The sequence below is a fragment of the Saccharopolyspora sp. NPDC003752 genome (assembly GCF_053605825.1).
In genome coordinates this window covers 46,430-61,007 of the sequence record NZ_JBSGJZ010000012.1, presented here as the reverse complement: position 1 = coordinate 61,007, position 14,578 = coordinate 46,430, and the positions used below count along the sequence as shown (strand labels likewise).

The 14,578-nt window shown below is 68.3% G+C and carries 13 protein-coding genes; 4 read left to right on the top strand and 9 right to left on the bottom strand.

Annotated elements, in window-relative coordinates; all coding sequences use genetic code 11:
• Nucleotides 1-2: 2 nt before the first annotated feature.
• Nucleotides 3-1,367, bottom strand: coding sequence for an APC family permease (locus tag ACWEV3_RS17745; RefSeq protein ID WP_452614902.1), 1,365 nt, complete (start codon nucleotides 1,365-1,367; stop codon nucleotides 3-5).
• Between the two features lie 208 nt (nucleotides 1,368-1,575).
• Between ACWEV3_RS17745 and ACWEV3_RS17740 the strand changes: the two genes are divergently transcribed.
• Nucleotides 1,576-3,207: a PucR family transcriptional regulator gene (locus ACWEV3_RS17740; RefSeq protein ID WP_452614901.1), complete on the top strand. Its 1,632-nt coding sequence runs from the start codon at nucleotides 1,576-1,578 to the stop codon at nucleotides 3,205-3,207.
• A gap of 460 nt (nucleotides 3,208-3,667) precedes the next feature.
• On the top strand, nucleotides 3,668-4,768 hold the full coding sequence (locus tag ACWEV3_RS17735; RefSeq protein ID WP_452614900.1) for an alpha/beta hydrolase: 1,101 nt from the start codon (nucleotides 3,668-3,670) through the stop codon (nucleotides 4,766-4,768).
• Nucleotides 4,769-4,965: 197 nt separating this feature from the next.
• Here ACWEV3_RS17735 and ACWEV3_RS17730 read toward each other — a convergent pair whose 3' ends face one another.
• The 3 genes from ACWEV3_RS17730 to ACWEV3_RS17720 all read right to left on the bottom strand — a co-directional run bounded on the left by ACWEV3_RS17730 (nucleotide 4,966) and on the right by ACWEV3_RS17720 (nucleotide 7,892).
• Nucleotides 4,966-5,469 (bottom strand): hypothetical protein, encoded by a 504-nt coding sequence (locus tag ACWEV3_RS17730; RefSeq protein WP_452614899.1) that lies wholly within the window; start codon nucleotides 5,467-5,469, stop codon nucleotides 4,966-4,968.
• 194 nt (nucleotides 5,470-5,663) lie between these two features.
• The gene (locus tag ACWEV3_RS17725; protein WP_452614898.1) at nucleotides 5,664-6,899 is read right to left on the bottom strand and encodes a CynX/NimT family MFS transporter; all 1,236 of its coding nucleotides are present in this window, start codon (nucleotides 6,897-6,899) and stop codon (nucleotides 5,664-5,666) included.
• 285 nt (nucleotides 6,900-7,184) lie between these two features.
• Nucleotides 7,185-7,892: a FadR/GntR family transcriptional regulator gene (locus ACWEV3_RS17720; protein ID WP_452614897.1), complete on the bottom strand. Its 708-nt coding sequence runs from the start codon at nucleotides 7,890-7,892 to the stop codon at nucleotides 7,185-7,187.
• Between the two features lie 175 nt (nucleotides 7,893-8,067).
• Between ACWEV3_RS17720 and ACWEV3_RS17715 the strand changes: the two genes are divergently transcribed.
• Nucleotides 8,068-8,772, top strand: a complete 705-nt coding sequence (locus tag ACWEV3_RS17715; protein ID WP_452614896.1) for a GntR family transcriptional regulator — start codon at nucleotides 8,068-8,070, stop codon at nucleotides 8,770-8,772.
• Here the strand turns inward: ACWEV3_RS17715 and ACWEV3_RS17710 are convergent.
• Nucleotides 8,769-9,509 carry a maleate cis-trans isomerase family protein gene (locus ACWEV3_RS17710; protein WP_452614895.1) on the bottom strand — a complete coding sequence of 247 codons (741 nt, stop codon included), beginning with the start codon at nucleotides 9,507-9,509 and terminating at the stop codon, nucleotides 8,769-8,771. The genes ACWEV3_RS17715 and ACWEV3_RS17710 overlap by 4 nt on opposite strands.
• Nucleotides 9,510-9,566: 57 nt before the next feature.
• On the opposite strand from ACWEV3_RS17710, the gene ACWEV3_RS17705 reads away from it, so the two are divergent.
• The gene (locus ACWEV3_RS17705) at nucleotides 9,567-10,250 is read left to right on the top strand and encodes a GntR family transcriptional regulator (protein ID WP_452614894.1); all 684 of its coding nucleotides are present in this window, start codon (nucleotides 9,567-9,569) and stop codon (nucleotides 10,248-10,250) included.
• On the opposite strand, the gene ACWEV3_RS17700 is transcribed toward ACWEV3_RS17705, so the two are convergent.
• From ACWEV3_RS17700 to ACWEV3_RS17685, 4 genes are read right to left on the bottom strand one after another with little or no spacing between them, the layout of a single operon-like run.
• The gene (locus tag ACWEV3_RS17700) at nucleotides 10,198-10,860 is read right to left on the bottom strand and encodes an SRPBCC family protein (RefSeq protein WP_452614893.1); all 663 of its coding nucleotides are present in this window, start codon (nucleotides 10,858-10,860) and stop codon (nucleotides 10,198-10,200) included. The genes ACWEV3_RS17705 and ACWEV3_RS17700 overlap by 53 nt on opposite strands.
• 10 nt (nucleotides 10,861-10,870) lie before the next feature.
• Nucleotides 10,871-11,365 carry a (2Fe-2S)-binding protein gene (locus ACWEV3_RS17695; protein WP_452614892.1) on the bottom strand — a complete coding sequence of 165 codons (495 nt, stop codon included), beginning with the start codon at nucleotides 11,363-11,365 and terminating at the stop codon, nucleotides 10,871-10,873.
• Nucleotides 11,358-12,191, bottom strand: a complete 834-nt coding sequence (locus ACWEV3_RS17690) for an FAD binding domain-containing protein (RefSeq protein WP_452614891.1) — start codon at nucleotides 12,189-12,191, stop codon at nucleotides 11,358-11,360. Before ACWEV3_RS17690 ends, ACWEV3_RS17695 begins: the two co-directional genes overlap by 8 nt.
• Nucleotides 12,188-14,557, bottom strand: coding sequence for a xanthine dehydrogenase family protein molybdopterin-binding subunit (locus ACWEV3_RS17685; RefSeq protein ID WP_452614890.1), 2,370 nt, complete (start codon nucleotides 14,555-14,557; stop codon nucleotides 12,188-12,190). Before ACWEV3_RS17685 ends, ACWEV3_RS17690 begins: the two co-directional genes overlap by 4 nt.
• Between the last annotated feature and the right edge of the window lie 21 nt (nucleotides 14,558-14,578).

Below are 14,578 nucleotides of genomic sequence, written 5' to 3'. Positions count from 1 at the left end.
GATCAAGCCGTTGCGGTGGCGGGTGCCGATTCGCGCCTCTCGCACGCTGCGGCCAATGCGTTGACGTAGCGGCGTCTGACAAACCACAGCAGGACCCCGAGCGCGAGCCATGCCCCCAGGGACAGCGCCACTGGCGCGGTCAGCTGCGCGACCAGCAGGTAGGTCTGGAAGCCGAGGATGCAGATGCCGAGCACCACGACCACCAGGTGCACGCCGCGACGCATCTTGAACGGGGCGGCGGCGTGCAGGTCCGGGTGGCGGGTGCGCAGTCGCCACGACGAGATGAGCATGATCGCCAGGGTTGGCCCGGCCGCGGCTGATGCGGCCTTGGCGATGGTGGCGACGCTCAGCCCGCTGAGCACCGGCACCGTGCCGATCAGGTACAGCACCAGGAGCAGCCAGTGCGGCGTGCCGAAGCGTTCGTTCACCGCGGCGAGGCGTCGCGGGAGCCAGCCCGCGTCGGCAGCCGCCAGCAGGGGTTTGGTCGCCGCCAGCAGCAAGGCGTTGATGTGCCCGACCACCGACATCACGGCGCCGCCGATGATGAAGAACGCGAAGCCGCTCGGTGCCAGCAGGTGTTCGGCGACCGCGGACATCGGCTTTCCCGCCACGTCGGGGATCGGCAGCACGCCCACCGATGGAACCGCCATCAGCACGTAAAGCACGCCTGCGATCGCGGTGCCGCCGATGACCGACAGCGGGATGTCGCGGCCGGGGTGCTTCATCTCCCTGCCGAGCTCCGCCACGTAGGTGCCGCCCGTGGTGGCGAAGGTGAGCAGCGCGACGGCGGTGACCAGCTCGCCGACGCCGTTCGGCGCGACGTCACCGATGACTTCCCAATGCACCTGGGGAATCCCGGTGAAGCTGTAGAGCAGGAACGCGGCGAGCATGACGAAGGCCAGCACGATGCCCAGCCGGTTGGAGAAAGTGGCGCCGAACAGGTTCGTCAGGAAGAACACCGTCATCACGGTGAAGGCCAGCGGGCGCACCGGAACAGTGGGGAGCAACGCATTGACGTAGCTCGCCGCGGCCAGCGCCATCAGGCTGAGCTGCAGCGTTTCGATGATGGACAGCCACATCGTGGTGAAACCCGTCGACGGCGAGATCAGCCGGGCAGCGTAGCTGTAGCGGCCGCCGATGACGGGCATGGCGCTGCCGAGCGCGGCCACCGGCAGTGAGTACACGATCACTGCCAAGGTGGCCAGAACGTAGGCGAGGGGCGCACCACCACCGGTGAGGGCGATCGCGGTGCCGGTCAGGGCGACGACCCCGCCACCGACGATCTGGTGGAAGGAAACCCCCAACGCTTGGGGCAGCGTGATGTTGCGCTTGAGGTTTCTCGCCGTGCTGGTCGGTGGGGAAGTCATCGGCGCCTCGCTGTTCTATCGCTGAGGAGGGAGCGTGTCGGAATCGACTGGTTGTGGCATGGACAACGGTCGATCGAGGTGCGCTCCAGCGTCGCTGCGCTCGACCGGGCGGGAAACGTGCTGCGCGACGAAGATGTGCGCCGCGACTTGGTGCACTTGAACGTGATTTCCCAGAATTCGGGAACTGATGAGGGGCTACGGTATCCGGGTGACCGCTGGAACGAACAGCGTGCGGCGGCTCGACCACCTCGTGGCGCGCCTCGGCGCGTCCCTGGTGTCGGTCGCCGCGGCGCCGGGTCGTGGCTTCGCCGAGGTGCAGTCCATGATCATCCACGACCCGCACGACGCCGACGACTGGCCGGCCGGGGCGCTGCTGTGCGCTGTCGGCACCAGGGATTCGGTGAAGCTGGCCGATCTGGTCCGGCGCGCTGCGGAACGGGAGGCCGCCGGTGTCGTGGTGAAGGCTCCCGCCGGTGTCGACCAGGCGGTCCGCGACGCCGTTTCAGCCGGTGGGGTCGCGCTGGTGGAACTGGCCCGCGAGGCGTCGTGGGCGCACCTGTCCGACTCGGTGCGGGCCCTGCTCGCGGCCGACCGGCTCACCCCGGGTGACACGCAGCTGGGCGGGCTCGCGGCCGGGGACCTGTTCGCGGTCGCCGATGCGGTCAGCGCCCTGCTCGATGCGGCGGTGACGCTGGAGGACCGCTCGTCGCAGGTGCTGGCTTGGTCGGCGCGACAGGATGACGCGGACGAGATCAGGATCACGGGCATCGTGGGCCGCCAGGCACCGCGGTGGCTCACGCAGTCATTGGCCGCCCGCGGTGTCTTCCGCCGGCTGGACGCCAGCCGCGAACCGATCTACGTGGAGCCGGTTTCGCCGGGCACGCTGCCGCGGATGGCGATGGCGGTGCGCGCTGGTGCGGAAGTCCTCGGTTACCTCTGGGTGGCGGTGCACGAGCCGTTCTCGGCGAAGCGCTGCCAGGAGTTCCTGGAGATCTCCAAGATCGTGGCGATCCACCTGCTGCAGTACCGGACGCGGCTCGACAGCCAGGGCACGCTGCGTGCTGAGCTCGCGTCCAACGTACTGCACGGCGGTGATCAGGCGGCCGACGCCGCTGCGCGGCTGGGCATCGCGATGAGCAAGCTGAGCGTGCTGGCCGTGCAGGTGGTGCGCGGCGACTTGGATGCCGACGATGTCGCGTCGCGCCGCGTTGCGGACTCGTTCGCGGTCCACTTGGCCGCGGTCCACCCGCGGGCCGTCAGCACGGTGATCGGTGAGGTCGTTTACGTCCTGCTGCCATGGCCGATGGCGATGGCGGTGGCCGAGGCGCGGTCGCGTTCGGTGCAGCTCGCGCGGGAGTTCGCGGACCGCACCGCCGAACGCAGCGGGGCGGTGATCGCCGTCGGTGGGGTCGCCGACGACCTGAACCAGGTGGTGCCCGCGCGAGCGGAGGCCGAGCAGGTGCTGCGGGTGCAGCGCGCCCGACCGGAGGTCCCGTCGGTGGCCACCTTCGCCGAAGTGCAGTCGATGTCGTTGTTGCTGAGGCTGTCGGACCTCCTGCGGGCCGACGGCCGGCGACTGGTGGGTCCGGTCGAGGTGTTGCTGCGGCACGACGCCGCGCAGCGCACGCAGTTCGCCGAGTCGTTGTGGGCGTACCTCGACGAGTTCGGCGACACCAACGCCGCAGCGTCCCGCATGCATGTGCACGCAAACACGTTCCGCTACCGATTGCGGAGGATCTGCGAGATCAGCGGCTTGGACCTAGCCGATCCGGATGCGCGTTTCCAGGCCGAGCTGCACCTGCGGTTGGTGGACCTCGCGGAACGCCGGGAACAGGCCTGATGGATCATCCTTCGCATTGTCGCGCGGCCAGATCCTGATGCGGGGTGCTGGCAGGCTCCCGGGTGGCCAGCGCCAGAATGGCGTCGAGGGGCCCTGTTCGTCGTTCGTCCAGTCGCCCAGGCGCGCCTGGCGGATGCGCGGCACGACGCCGTGATCCGCATCGATCACGCAGTAACGGTCGCCGACCACCACTGCGGTGGCGATGCCGCTGCGATTCGAGCCGTTTCACCACGGTGGCCACCAGCGGTGCTGACCAATACCCATCCAAGCGCTGCCAATGCCCCTACGACAGGCGCCCGCCCCGAGGCATAGCCGCGTGCGGGTCTAGTGGCGGCCACCCATACCCGCTCGGCATATGTCTCGCGCGAAGAGGTATTGGCGTGGGTCTGGTCACGTGACGACGATGAGCCCATGACCGCGAGACGAACCGTCATCAGGGGCGGACCCCTCATCACCGTGGATGAACAGGCATCTGACACCATCGCAGTGCTCGACGCCCTGGGCATTGACACCCCAGCCGACCGAGCGGGAGTACGAGGCCGCCCAAGAACAGTTTTCCACGAAGAACACCCGTGGTTCACACACCGGAACCTGGGCGGCGAAACGCATTTCTCCCTGGCTTCCCCGGCCCGCGCGGCGGAGATCCGCGCGCTACGACTGGCCACTGAGGACTGATCCGTGTCCGATCCGAACATCGACGCCGCCTACAACGTCCGCAACACGGTCCCGCCCGAGGAGTTCGACCGCGTGCTCGCCGAGTACCGGAGCAGCTCGCAGACGGCGGTCCACGGGCTGCCGGGTGTCACCGGTGTCCGCTACGACGAGCTCAGCGGACAGGAACTCGACATCTGGGGAGTCGGAGGGCGCCCGCGGCCGGTGTTCGTCGTCGTCCACGGTGGGTACTGGCGGATGCTGTCCCGCCACGGACACAGCGTTCATGGCGGGTGCTCTCGCCAATGCCGGTGTCGCGACGGTCAGCATCGACTACGGGCTGGCGCCGGAAACACCGTTGGAGGAGATCGTGCGCCAGGTCCGCGCTGCCATCGCGCACGTTTACCGCCACGGGCACCGGTATGGAGTGGATCCGGATCGGATCACGGTTGGTGGCAGTTCGGCAGGCGGTCATCTGGTCGCCTGCACGATGCTGCACGGCTGGCAGGCGGAGTTCGGCCTGCCCCGTGACGTGGTGAAGGCGGCGTTGCCGATCAGCGGGCTGTTCGACCTGCGCCCGCTGGTCACCTCGTTCGCCAATGAATGGCTCGGCCTCGACGCCGCCCGGGCCGCTGGGCTGAGTCCGCTGCTGCACGCGCAGCGGCCCGGCCCGCAGGCGACCATCGCTGTCGCCGAGCACGACGGGGCGGGATTCCTGGGCCAGAGCGCGCAGTTCCACCAGCGCTGGTCCGAGCATTCGCCGAGCGAGCTGTTCGTGGTGCCCGGCCGGAACCACTACGACGTCTTCCTCGAACTGGCAGACCAGGACTCGGCCCTCACCGCGAAGCTTCTCGGCCTGATCGAACGAACCGCGGAGCGTTCGCCCGAGATGGACGGCCGGGCAGGCTGAGCGAAACCGCAAGGCTCGCGGCACCAGGACGGATGAGGTTATCGGCAAGGTAACCCTCGCAGCGCTGTGGAATGCGTTGTGCTGAGGTGCGCAAATGTGGCGGCACGGTCGCCGAGCTGCCAGAACAGCTGCCGGGCGTGTTGAGTGGCCCAGGCGGCGGTGGGGTGGGCGGTGATGTCGAGGAGGTGCGGAAACGCTCAATGTCTCTTGCGATCGATTCTGCCACTTGGCTTTCCGGCTCCGGCACTGGGTTTGGTTTTCGTCCAAGCGGCCAGGCAGGAGAAAACGGCGGTCATCAAGCCAACAAACTGGGTGGCGAGCCCGATCCACATCGGCACCGCGCCAAAAGCGTTCAGCTGGAGTTGAGCATCTGCCTCGGTGGCCACCGGATGTACCGGTGCACGGCCCTGCCCCGGTCGCCCCATGCCTTCCGTGCCTGTTACGCCCCCTCCGCCGGGGGCGGTTTCCGTGATTTCAGGCGTGGGGGTACCCGTATTGGTGGTCGTGTCCTCGGTGGTGCCACTCGTCGTTTCCGACGGTCCCTCGGTGGTGTCGCTCGTCGTTTCCATCGTGCTCTCGGGCGGGGAGGTTGGCTCTTGCTGACCTGGCGGTGGCACGGGCACCACTGGTTCTGAAGTGATGACGCTGGCTCCAGCAGTGGTGAGGACGAACCCCACGAACAGCACACCAAGCCCGAGCATCAACGATGACGCTTGGATAGTCAGCACAGCCGGAAAGCCCCCAGTCGACCTGTACCCCATGCGACAACCCTACGAGCCGAGCTGAGCCGAATCAGTGGTCTCCAGCGCGAAACCACCTCTACGTGTGCACAAAGAAGTGGGCGTTGCACGGTCCGCTGCGCGGTCGGATCTTCTCGTCGTCCTAGGGGATTGTGTCAGTCAAGGAGGCGTGGTCGGGCCGCGTTCCAGGAGGATATGAGCTGCACGAACTGGAGGGCGAGGAGCAGGATCAGGGGTGCTGTCCACCCGTTGCTGCTGCTGTGGACGGCGCCGATGGCAGCGGGCCCGAGGGCTGCGAGTAGGTAGCCGATGGATTGCGCCATGCCGGACAGCGCCGCGGCTTGGCCGTGGTGGTGGGTGCGGATCCCGAAGATCGCGAGCGCGAAGACGATCATGCCGCCGGTGCTGAGGCCGAGGAGGATGCTCCAGATCAGGGCCAGGTTCGGGAGCAGCAGCATGCCGCTGATGCCGACGATGTTGCTCGGGACGAGGACGGCGATCAGGCCGCGCTGGTCGTGGTGCCATTTCTGGATGATGGCGGCGGTGATCAGGTTTCCGGCGATTCCGGAGAACTGCAGGATGCTCAGGTGCAAGCCGGCGGTGGCCGCGGTGATGCCGTTGGCCGCTTCGATCGCAGGCCACCAGGTGATGATGGTGTAGAAGAGGGCGCTTTGCGCGGCCATGGAGATGGTGATCATCCAAGCTAGGCCGGATCGCCACGGGGAGCGGTACTGCTCGGGGTGCTGGTCGAGCGCGGGAGCGACGCTGTGGCGGGGCATGGTGGCGCGGCGTAGCTGTGGGCTGAACACTGCGAAGGCGATCAGTGCGAGGCCTGCCCAGACCCCGAACGAGATCCGCCAACCGGCGTCGGTGACTCCTGCGAGTGGGACGGCGAGACCTGATGCGAACGCCGCGAACGCGGACTGCGTAGCGGAGTAGGCACCGGTGACTCTGCCGCCGTCATGCGGGAAGTCGCGTTTGATCAGCGCGGGTAGGAGAACGTTGGCGATCGCCAATGCGAATCCGAGGGCCGCGGTTCCGAGCCACAGGGCGGGCAGCCATGGGACGGAGCGGAAGATGATGCCCGCAGCGAGGATGATCAGTGCGCCACCGAGGGTTCGTTCGAGGCCCAGTCTGGCGGCCAGCGGCGCCGCGGCTGGGGAGAAGATCGCGAAGCAGAGCAGCGGAAGGCTGATCAGTGCCGATGCCAGGACTGGTGGCAGTCCGAGATCGTCGCGGACGGTTTCGAGGAGTGGGCCGACGACCGTGATGCCGGCGCGGAGGTTCGCGCCGATGAGCAGGAGTCCTATTAGTACTAGTCCCGTTCGCAGCGGGCGAGCCGTCGAGGCACGGCGCCGCGCGAGCCGGTCAGGTGTGCCGGTGAGGTTCATCTTCGATTGCCTTCATGAGGGGCGACAACAAATGCGCAGCCCGGCGGCCGCGTGAACGGGCTTGCCGACTTCGCGCGGTGAAGAACCGGGAATGGAACGCGGGTGGAGGCTGTGTTCCCTTGCGTGCCGGCCGGTCAAGCGCAGCCATCCGGTCGTTACCGGTCGGGCTGTATCCGAGAGGCGGCCGCAACCCGCGTCCGTGTAAATGTATGACAGCTGCACGAAGGAGGCAAGTTGACCTGAATCACGGCGGCTCCTGCTTGCTTCGGGAGGGAGTGACTCCCGTCAGCGGTCTGCCTGGGCGCGCAGGAATGCTTCTCGGGCGTGCAGGAGCAGGCGAGCGGCTGCTTCCGCTGCTGCGTCTGCGTCGCGCAGTTCCAGCGCTGCCAGGAGGGCGTGGTGTTCGTCCTCGTCCTCCCACTCGCCGACGAGGAACTTCCGGTGCTCGCGCTCGGTGAGCCCTTCCGGGGCGTAGGTTGCGGCGCGGTCCAGGCTCTGATGCATCTCGGCGAGCAGCGGGTTTCCGGTCGCGGTGACCAGGGCGTCGTGGAACTGGAGATCTCGTTCGAGGCGGGCTTTGAGGTCCGGTGCGGCGTCCCGGGAGGCCAGGATCTTGGCCAATGCTGCGAGCTCTTCTCGGGTTGCGCGGGTCGCGGCCAGTCGGGCGGCGTGAATTTCCAGCGCTTCCCTCAGCTCGAACACGTCGTCGACCGTTTTCGGGGAAACCCGGCGTTGCAGCACGGCGTCGAGTTCGCTCGACGCCCGAACGTAGGTGCCGTCGCCGGGGCGAGCCTCCAGCAGCCCGGCGTGGATCAGGCCTCGCAGTGCTTCGCGAACAGTGGCGCGGCTGGCGCCGAATGTCTCCACGAGGGCATGCTCGCCCGGCAGCCGCATCCCGACCGGCCACTCGCCGGACGTGATTCGCGTCCGTACTTGCTCGCCGATCTGGACTGACATCGGAACGTTGCGCACCGCAGGCTGGAACGACGACATGCGCCAACTGTATGACATCTACAGGAGGCGAAGCGTTTGGCTCGACTCGCCCCGCTGGCCTGTCGCCGTGAGTTCCTGCTGAAGGTGAAGCCGACTGCCCCCGTCGGCCAGCAGCGGTCAGTTGAAAGAAAACTGTATACTATTTTGGCTGGTGTGGCGTGGGAAGGAGGCGTACGTGTCAGGTCGTTCTGCGATGGCGCAGCCGAACCAGACGCCCGGGACGATCACCGACTTCGTCGCCGAGCAGCTTCGCAACCGGATCGTGCTCGGGGTGCTGAGGCCGGGGCGGAAAGTGCCGGTTTACGAGTTGGCGGATGAGTTGGGGGTCAGCCGGGTTCCGCTGCGCGAGGCGGTCCGGCAGCTCGAGGCGGAGTCGCTTGTGGACAATCTGCCGAGGCGGGGGACCGTGGTGCGCGAGCTGAGCGTGCGCGACCTGCGGGATTCGTTCGCGATCTTGCAAGCGGTCGAGCCCGTCGCTGCGCACCGGGCCGCGGAATCCGGCGATCCGACGATCCTGCGGGACATGGAGTACTGGCTCGGTCAGATGCAGGAACTCACCGACCGGCGGGTGCCGGAGGTGTCGGAGGAGATGCTGCACGCGCACCGCGCGTTCCACTTCGCGCTGTTCCGCGCGGCTGGAGAAGGGGTCTTGCACCGGCATCTGTGCATGCTGTGGAACACCTGCGAGCGGTACGTGATGAACAGCCTGCCGAATTCCGAGCGGCAGGCGGCAGCGGCGGTCGAACACGCGGAGCTGGTGAAGCGGATCCGGGCCGGCGACCTCGACGGCATCGACGAGGTCCTGCGCGGGCACTTGGAAGCCAGCCTCACCAGCTCACTGCGTTACCTGGAGGACAGCGGCGTCGCCGCCGATTCCTAGGCCAGCGCGGCCCCAGCCCCGCGCACCGCTGGCTGGAGGCCGATCGCGCGCAGCAGTTCGCGTGTTGTCGACGTGGCCGCGGTGAGCACCGGCAGTCCGACCTTCCGTTCGACCGGGTCGACCGCCGGCAGCGAGGGCATCTGCACGCACGCGGAGAGGACCAGGCCCTCGGCGCGGCTGAGGTCCAGCCGTTCGACGTGCCCGGGCAGGTCTGCGGGGTCGAGGTTGCCGACGGCGATGTTGTTCGGGACTCCGAGGCTCACCGAGTCGACGACCTCCACGTCGTAGGCGCCGAGGTACCGGATGACCATGTCGGTCAGCTCGGGCAGGTAGGGGGTCACGATCGCGACCCGGGACAGCCCGAGTTCGAGGATCGTTCGGACGAGCGCACCCGCGCTGCTCACCACCGGCGCCGGGCTGTTGTTGCCGGCCGTGACCTCGGCCAGGTGGGGTTCAACGCGTTCGTGGGCGCGCGGCCCCTCGGCCATCAGTGCGATCAGGCAGGCGTAACCGATCGCGGCGACGTGCGCGTCGGCCAGCTCCGCGGCGCAGCGGTCGCCTTCCCCGACCATCCGGTGCAGGGACTCCGGGTCGACGGTGTGCAGCACGGCGCGGCTGGAGTGGGTGGTGAACCGCTCACCGCTGGTCGCGGCATGGCGGGCGAGCAGTTCGGGGATTTCGGTTTCCATCGTTGTGTTGGAACTGGGCACGATGAGGCCGAGGCGGTGCGGGGACATCTTCGCTCCTTCGGATAGAACTGGCCGGAGTAGGCTCAGCTGACTGGGAGGTGCGGCATGGCCAACCGCGAGCAGGTCGCGGATTCGGGATCTTCAGCCGTCCAGCGGGCGTACGCGGAGATCGTCGATCGAATGGCCTCCGGCGAGCTGGCTCCGGGCAGCTGGCTGCGCGAGGGCGCGCTGGCCGACTCCATGGGAATCAGCCGCACACCCGTGCGCGAAGCGCTGAACAAGCTCAGCTCGGAAGGTCTGGTTCGGCTGGAGCGCAACCGCGGTGCGCAGGTTGTGGCCTGGACGCATCAGCAGATCACCGAGATCTTCGGCGTACGCGCGCTCGTCGAGGGCTACGTGGCTGCTCTCGCGGCGCAGAAGGTCGACGAGGAGACCCTCGGCAAGCTCGAGGACAACCTCGCCGAGTACGAGCAGACGATCAAGGCGGGCGGATCAGGTGCTTTGCAGCGGGCCGCCGCGTTGAACAACGAGTTCCACGCGATGATCCTGGACGCCACCGAGAACGACAGCCTGGTGTTCCTGCTCTCCGGTGTGATGGGGCTGCCGTTGGTGCGCCGGACCTTCCTCCGGTACACCGAACGGGACTTGGCGCGCAGTGTCGAGCACCACCGGGAACTCGTGGAAGCGTTCCGGCGCCGCGATTCCGAGACCGCCGAGATGATCATGAAGGTGCACATCAGGACGGCTCAACACGCCGTGCTGCAGCACGAGGACCTCGAAGCCGGCTGATCAGCGCAGTGAGGATCGCGCCGAGAAGGAACGCCGCGACGGTCGGCGCGTAGCGCTTGGCGACGGGGATGAGCAGCGACAGCGCGTCGAGTCCGGCGTCATCCTGTGCCTGAGGTTGCACTGGTGCCTTGCGGGTGGTCGTTTCGGCGGTGTGCGTTGCGCCGTCGGCGGACAGCAGGGTCTCGAGGTTCGTGGCGAACTGACCGATCAGGCGCGTACCGATGTCGGCCATGGCGTTCCGCCCGAATTGCGCGACCTTGCCGGTGACCTGGAGTTCGGTGCGCACCCGCACCTCGGTCTTGTCCGGCCCCGCGCTGTGCAGCTCGACGGTGACGATCGCGCCGGCGGCTCCCTTGCCGCTGTCCTCCTTGCCCTGGGCGTCGAGCACCATGCGGTGGTTGGTGGAATCGAGCTCGCGGAAGTGCGCGGTGCCCTGGTAGGACACCTTGATCGGCCCCACCTTGACCGTCACGGCGCCTGCGTACTCGCCGTTGTCACCCGGCTGGACGGTCGCGCCCGGCAAACAGGGGGCGATCCGCGGAACGTCGGTGAGCAGGGTCCACGCCTCGTCGAGCGCGGCGGGGACGATGAAGTCGTTGGTGAATTGCACAGCTTTCTCCTCAATTCGCGGATGTGTGGGTTTCGGCTTCGATGCCCTCGCCGATGGCGGACTGCACTGCGCGGACGATGCCGTTGTATCCGGTGCAGCGGCAGATGTTGCCGGACATCCCGACGCACACCTGGTTCCTGGAAAGTTCTTCGCGGCGGCGCACCAGGTCGAAGGCGGACAGCAGCATCCCCGGAGTGCAGAAGCCGCACTGCAGTGCGCCTTCCCGGGAGAAGCACGCTCGGAGCCGGTCGGCGTCGGGACCGGTCAGTCCCTCGACGGTGATGACCTCAGATCCGTCGCATGCTGCGGCGAGGGTGAGGCAGGCCCGGGTGGGCAGTTCGTCGACCAGGACGGTGCACGCACCGCACACGCCCTGTTCGCATCCGAGGTGCGTGCCGGTGAGGCCCAGGTGGTCGCGGAGCAGGTCGGCCAGCGAGGTGCGCGCCGGAACGGCGACCTCGACGTCCCGCCCGTTGACGGTGAGCCGAATCGTGTTGTCAGGCATGGGTTTCCTCCCGTTCTGCGGCGCGCAGTGCCCGTTGCACCGTTACGGCGTGCAGTTGCAGCGCGTGTCCTTCGCAGTCGGTGTCGGCGGCGACCGCCTCGACGAGCTCGGCGAGCGGGATGTCAGCGGCCGGTCGGGTGTGCACAGCGGTTTCGGTGGTGCCGAGCCGCACCGGCGTGTCGCGGGCCGCGCCGAGCCACAGCTCGCTACCGGTCGGACGGCGGAGCACAACGGCCATGGATTCGGCGAACTCGCCCGGTTTGCGAGCGGTTTTGTGCAAGGCCCAGCGCACGTCGGAGGAGAAGGCGGGCACTTCTACCGAGGTGATCAGCTCATCCGGTTCCAGGGCAGTGGTGAAGAATCCGAACAGCAGTTTCCGGACCGGAATCCGGCGGGTGCCCCGGACCGACGCCGCGGTCACCACGGCGTCCACTGCGGACATGACGGTCGGCCATTCGGCACTGGAGTCGGCGTGCGCGAGGCTTCCGCCCAGCGTGCCACGCGTCCTGATGGCCCGATAGCCGATGCCGCCGGCCGCATGCGCGAGCAGACCGCCCGTGACATCGGGAACGAGTCCGTCCTCCACCATCATGTGCGTCGTGGCCGCACCGTAGTGCCCGGCGGATCCGGTGACTTCGGATCCGCGGAGCTCGGGGATGCCGGTGATGTCGACCAGATGGCTCGGCTCCGCCAGGCGGAGGTTCATGATCGGCAGCAAGCTCTGCCCGCCCGCGATGACCTTGGCACCGTCGCCGAGCTCGTGCAGCAACCGCACGGCATCGGCCACCGCCACCGGCTTGTGGTATTGGAATTCGGCGGGCTTCATCGGGCCACCCCCGCGGGCTGTGCGGCCGAGGCGTGCTGCAGCGCGTTCCACACCCGCGCGGGTGTTATCGGGGTTTCGCCGATCCGGACGTTGAATTCGCGCAGTGCATCTGTGATGGCGTTGCCGATCGCGGCAGGTGGGGCGATCGCACCGCCCTCACCGGCTCCCTTCATGCCGAAGGCGGTGTAGGGCGACGGCGTCTCCAGGTGGCCGATCTTGATCTCCGGGACTTCGGTGGCGCCGGGCAGCAGGTAGTCCAGGAAGCTGGTGGACTTCGGCTGTCCGTCGGCGTCGTACACCAGCTCTTCGAGCAGCGCGGTGCCGATGCCTTGGGCGATGCCGCCGATGATCTGGCCCTCGACGATCTGCGGGTTCACCACGGTTCCGCAGTCCTCGACGATGGCGTAGTCGAGCAGCCGGACGTCGCCGGTGTCCAGGTCGACCTCCGCCACGACGGCGTGCGTGGCGTAGGTGAACGCGCCGGTCTGCACTTCCGGCCGGTAGTAGTAGGTGGCCTCGAGACCAGCTTCGACACCTGGTACGTGGTCCGGGGTGAACAAGAACTCCTTGGCCAGTTCGGCGAGGCCCACCGAGCCGCGCGAGCCGTGCACTGCGCCGTCGCGAAGCTCCAGCTGCTCGGCCGGTTCGTCGAGCAGCACCGAGCCGATGCGCAGCACCTTCTCGGCGAGCGCGCGGGCTGCGCCGAGTGTCGCGCCACCCGACATGACCATTGACCGGGACGCGAATGTGCCGTCGCCGCGCGGGGTCAGCGCAGTGTCGCCGTGCACGACCGTCACCCGTGCGGGATGCACGTCGAAGACCTCGCTGACCACCTGCGCGAGCGTCGTCTCCGAGCCTTGGCCGTGGCTCTTGATCCCCACTGACAGGGTGAGGCTGCCGGTGGCGTCCATCGCCAGCCGGGCGCCCTCGGTGCCGATGGTGATGGCCAAGCCTCGCGAGGCCCATTCGATGCAGCCGTGTGCGGTCTGCTCGGTGAACGAGCCGTAACCGATCCCGATGCGCCACCGCGACGTCGGATCCATTGCGCGCTGCTTGGCCCGCCACTCGTCATGTCCGATGAGGACGGTCGCCTGGCGGACCGCCTCCTCGTAGTCACCGCTGTCGTAGACCTTGTTCGTCACCGACGTGTAGGGCATGTCCGCGGGGCGGACCATGTTGGTGACGCGCATCTGCCAGGGTTCGATGCCGAGTTCGTGGGCGAGGTCGTCGAGGGTGCGCTCGATCGCGAAGCATGCCCCGGGCCGGGCGACGCCGCGGTACGGGCCGGATGGCGTCTTGTTGCTGGCGACGCTGCGGGTGCGGAACCGGTAGTTGCGCAGCCGGTACGGGCCGGGGATCATCGCGGCGGCCATGGTGGCGTCCATCGTCGCGGTCCACGGGTGGACCGAGTAGGCGCCGCCGTCGACCACGATGTCGGCCTCGACGCCGAGCAGCGTGCCGTCCGCGGCGGCGTGCGCGGTGATCCGGTAGTGGTGGTCGCGGGACTGGGTGGACGAGACCATCGACTCCCAGCGGTCCTCCACCCAGCGGACCGGGTGGTCCAGCCGCAGAGCGATCGCGGCGAGGGTGATCTCCTCCGGGTAGACCGAGCACTTCGCGCCGAACCCACCACCCATGTCCGGCGCGATCACCCGCACCCGCCTTGCCTCCATGCCCAACTGGAGGGCGATCATGTCGCGGATCATGTGCGGGGTCTGCGTCGACGACCACACGACGAGCTGGTCGGCGGCGCGGTCGAAGTAGGCGATCACGCCCCGGGTCTCCAGCGGTACCACGGTCTGGCGGCGCATGGTGTATTCGCGGGTGATCGACACGGCGGCGTCCCGGGTGGCCGAGTCGATGTCGCCGGCCTCGCCGGAGGTGGTGGCGAAGATGTTGTCCGGCCAGTCGTCGTGCACCAGGCTCCCGGCGGCTAGCGCCGCGTGGTGGTCCGCGACCGCGGGCAGCGGCTCGATGTCAACGGTCACCGTGGCGGCGAGGTCTTCGGCCTCGGCGCGGGTGCCGGCAATCGCCAGCGCCACGGGCTCGCCGACGTAGCGCACCTTGCCGAACGCCAGATTGGGCATCGGAGCGGCCCGGAAACCATCCAGTGTGGACGTCGCAGTCAGCGGATCGGCCAACGGGGCGAGATCCTCGGCAGTCCACACCGAGCCGGACGGCGCCCCCTCGGGGGCGGTCACCGAGGACAGTCGGCCGTGGGCGACCTGGCTGCGAACGAAGGCGACCTCGCGCAGGCCCGGCATGGCCAGGTCTGCGACAAAGGACCCGCGTCCGGACAGGTGACGTTCGTCTTCCCGGCGGGGCGTTCTCGCTCCGACCCCGTGCCGTCGTGGTGCCGTTCGCATGGTTTCTCCTTGCCTGCTGCG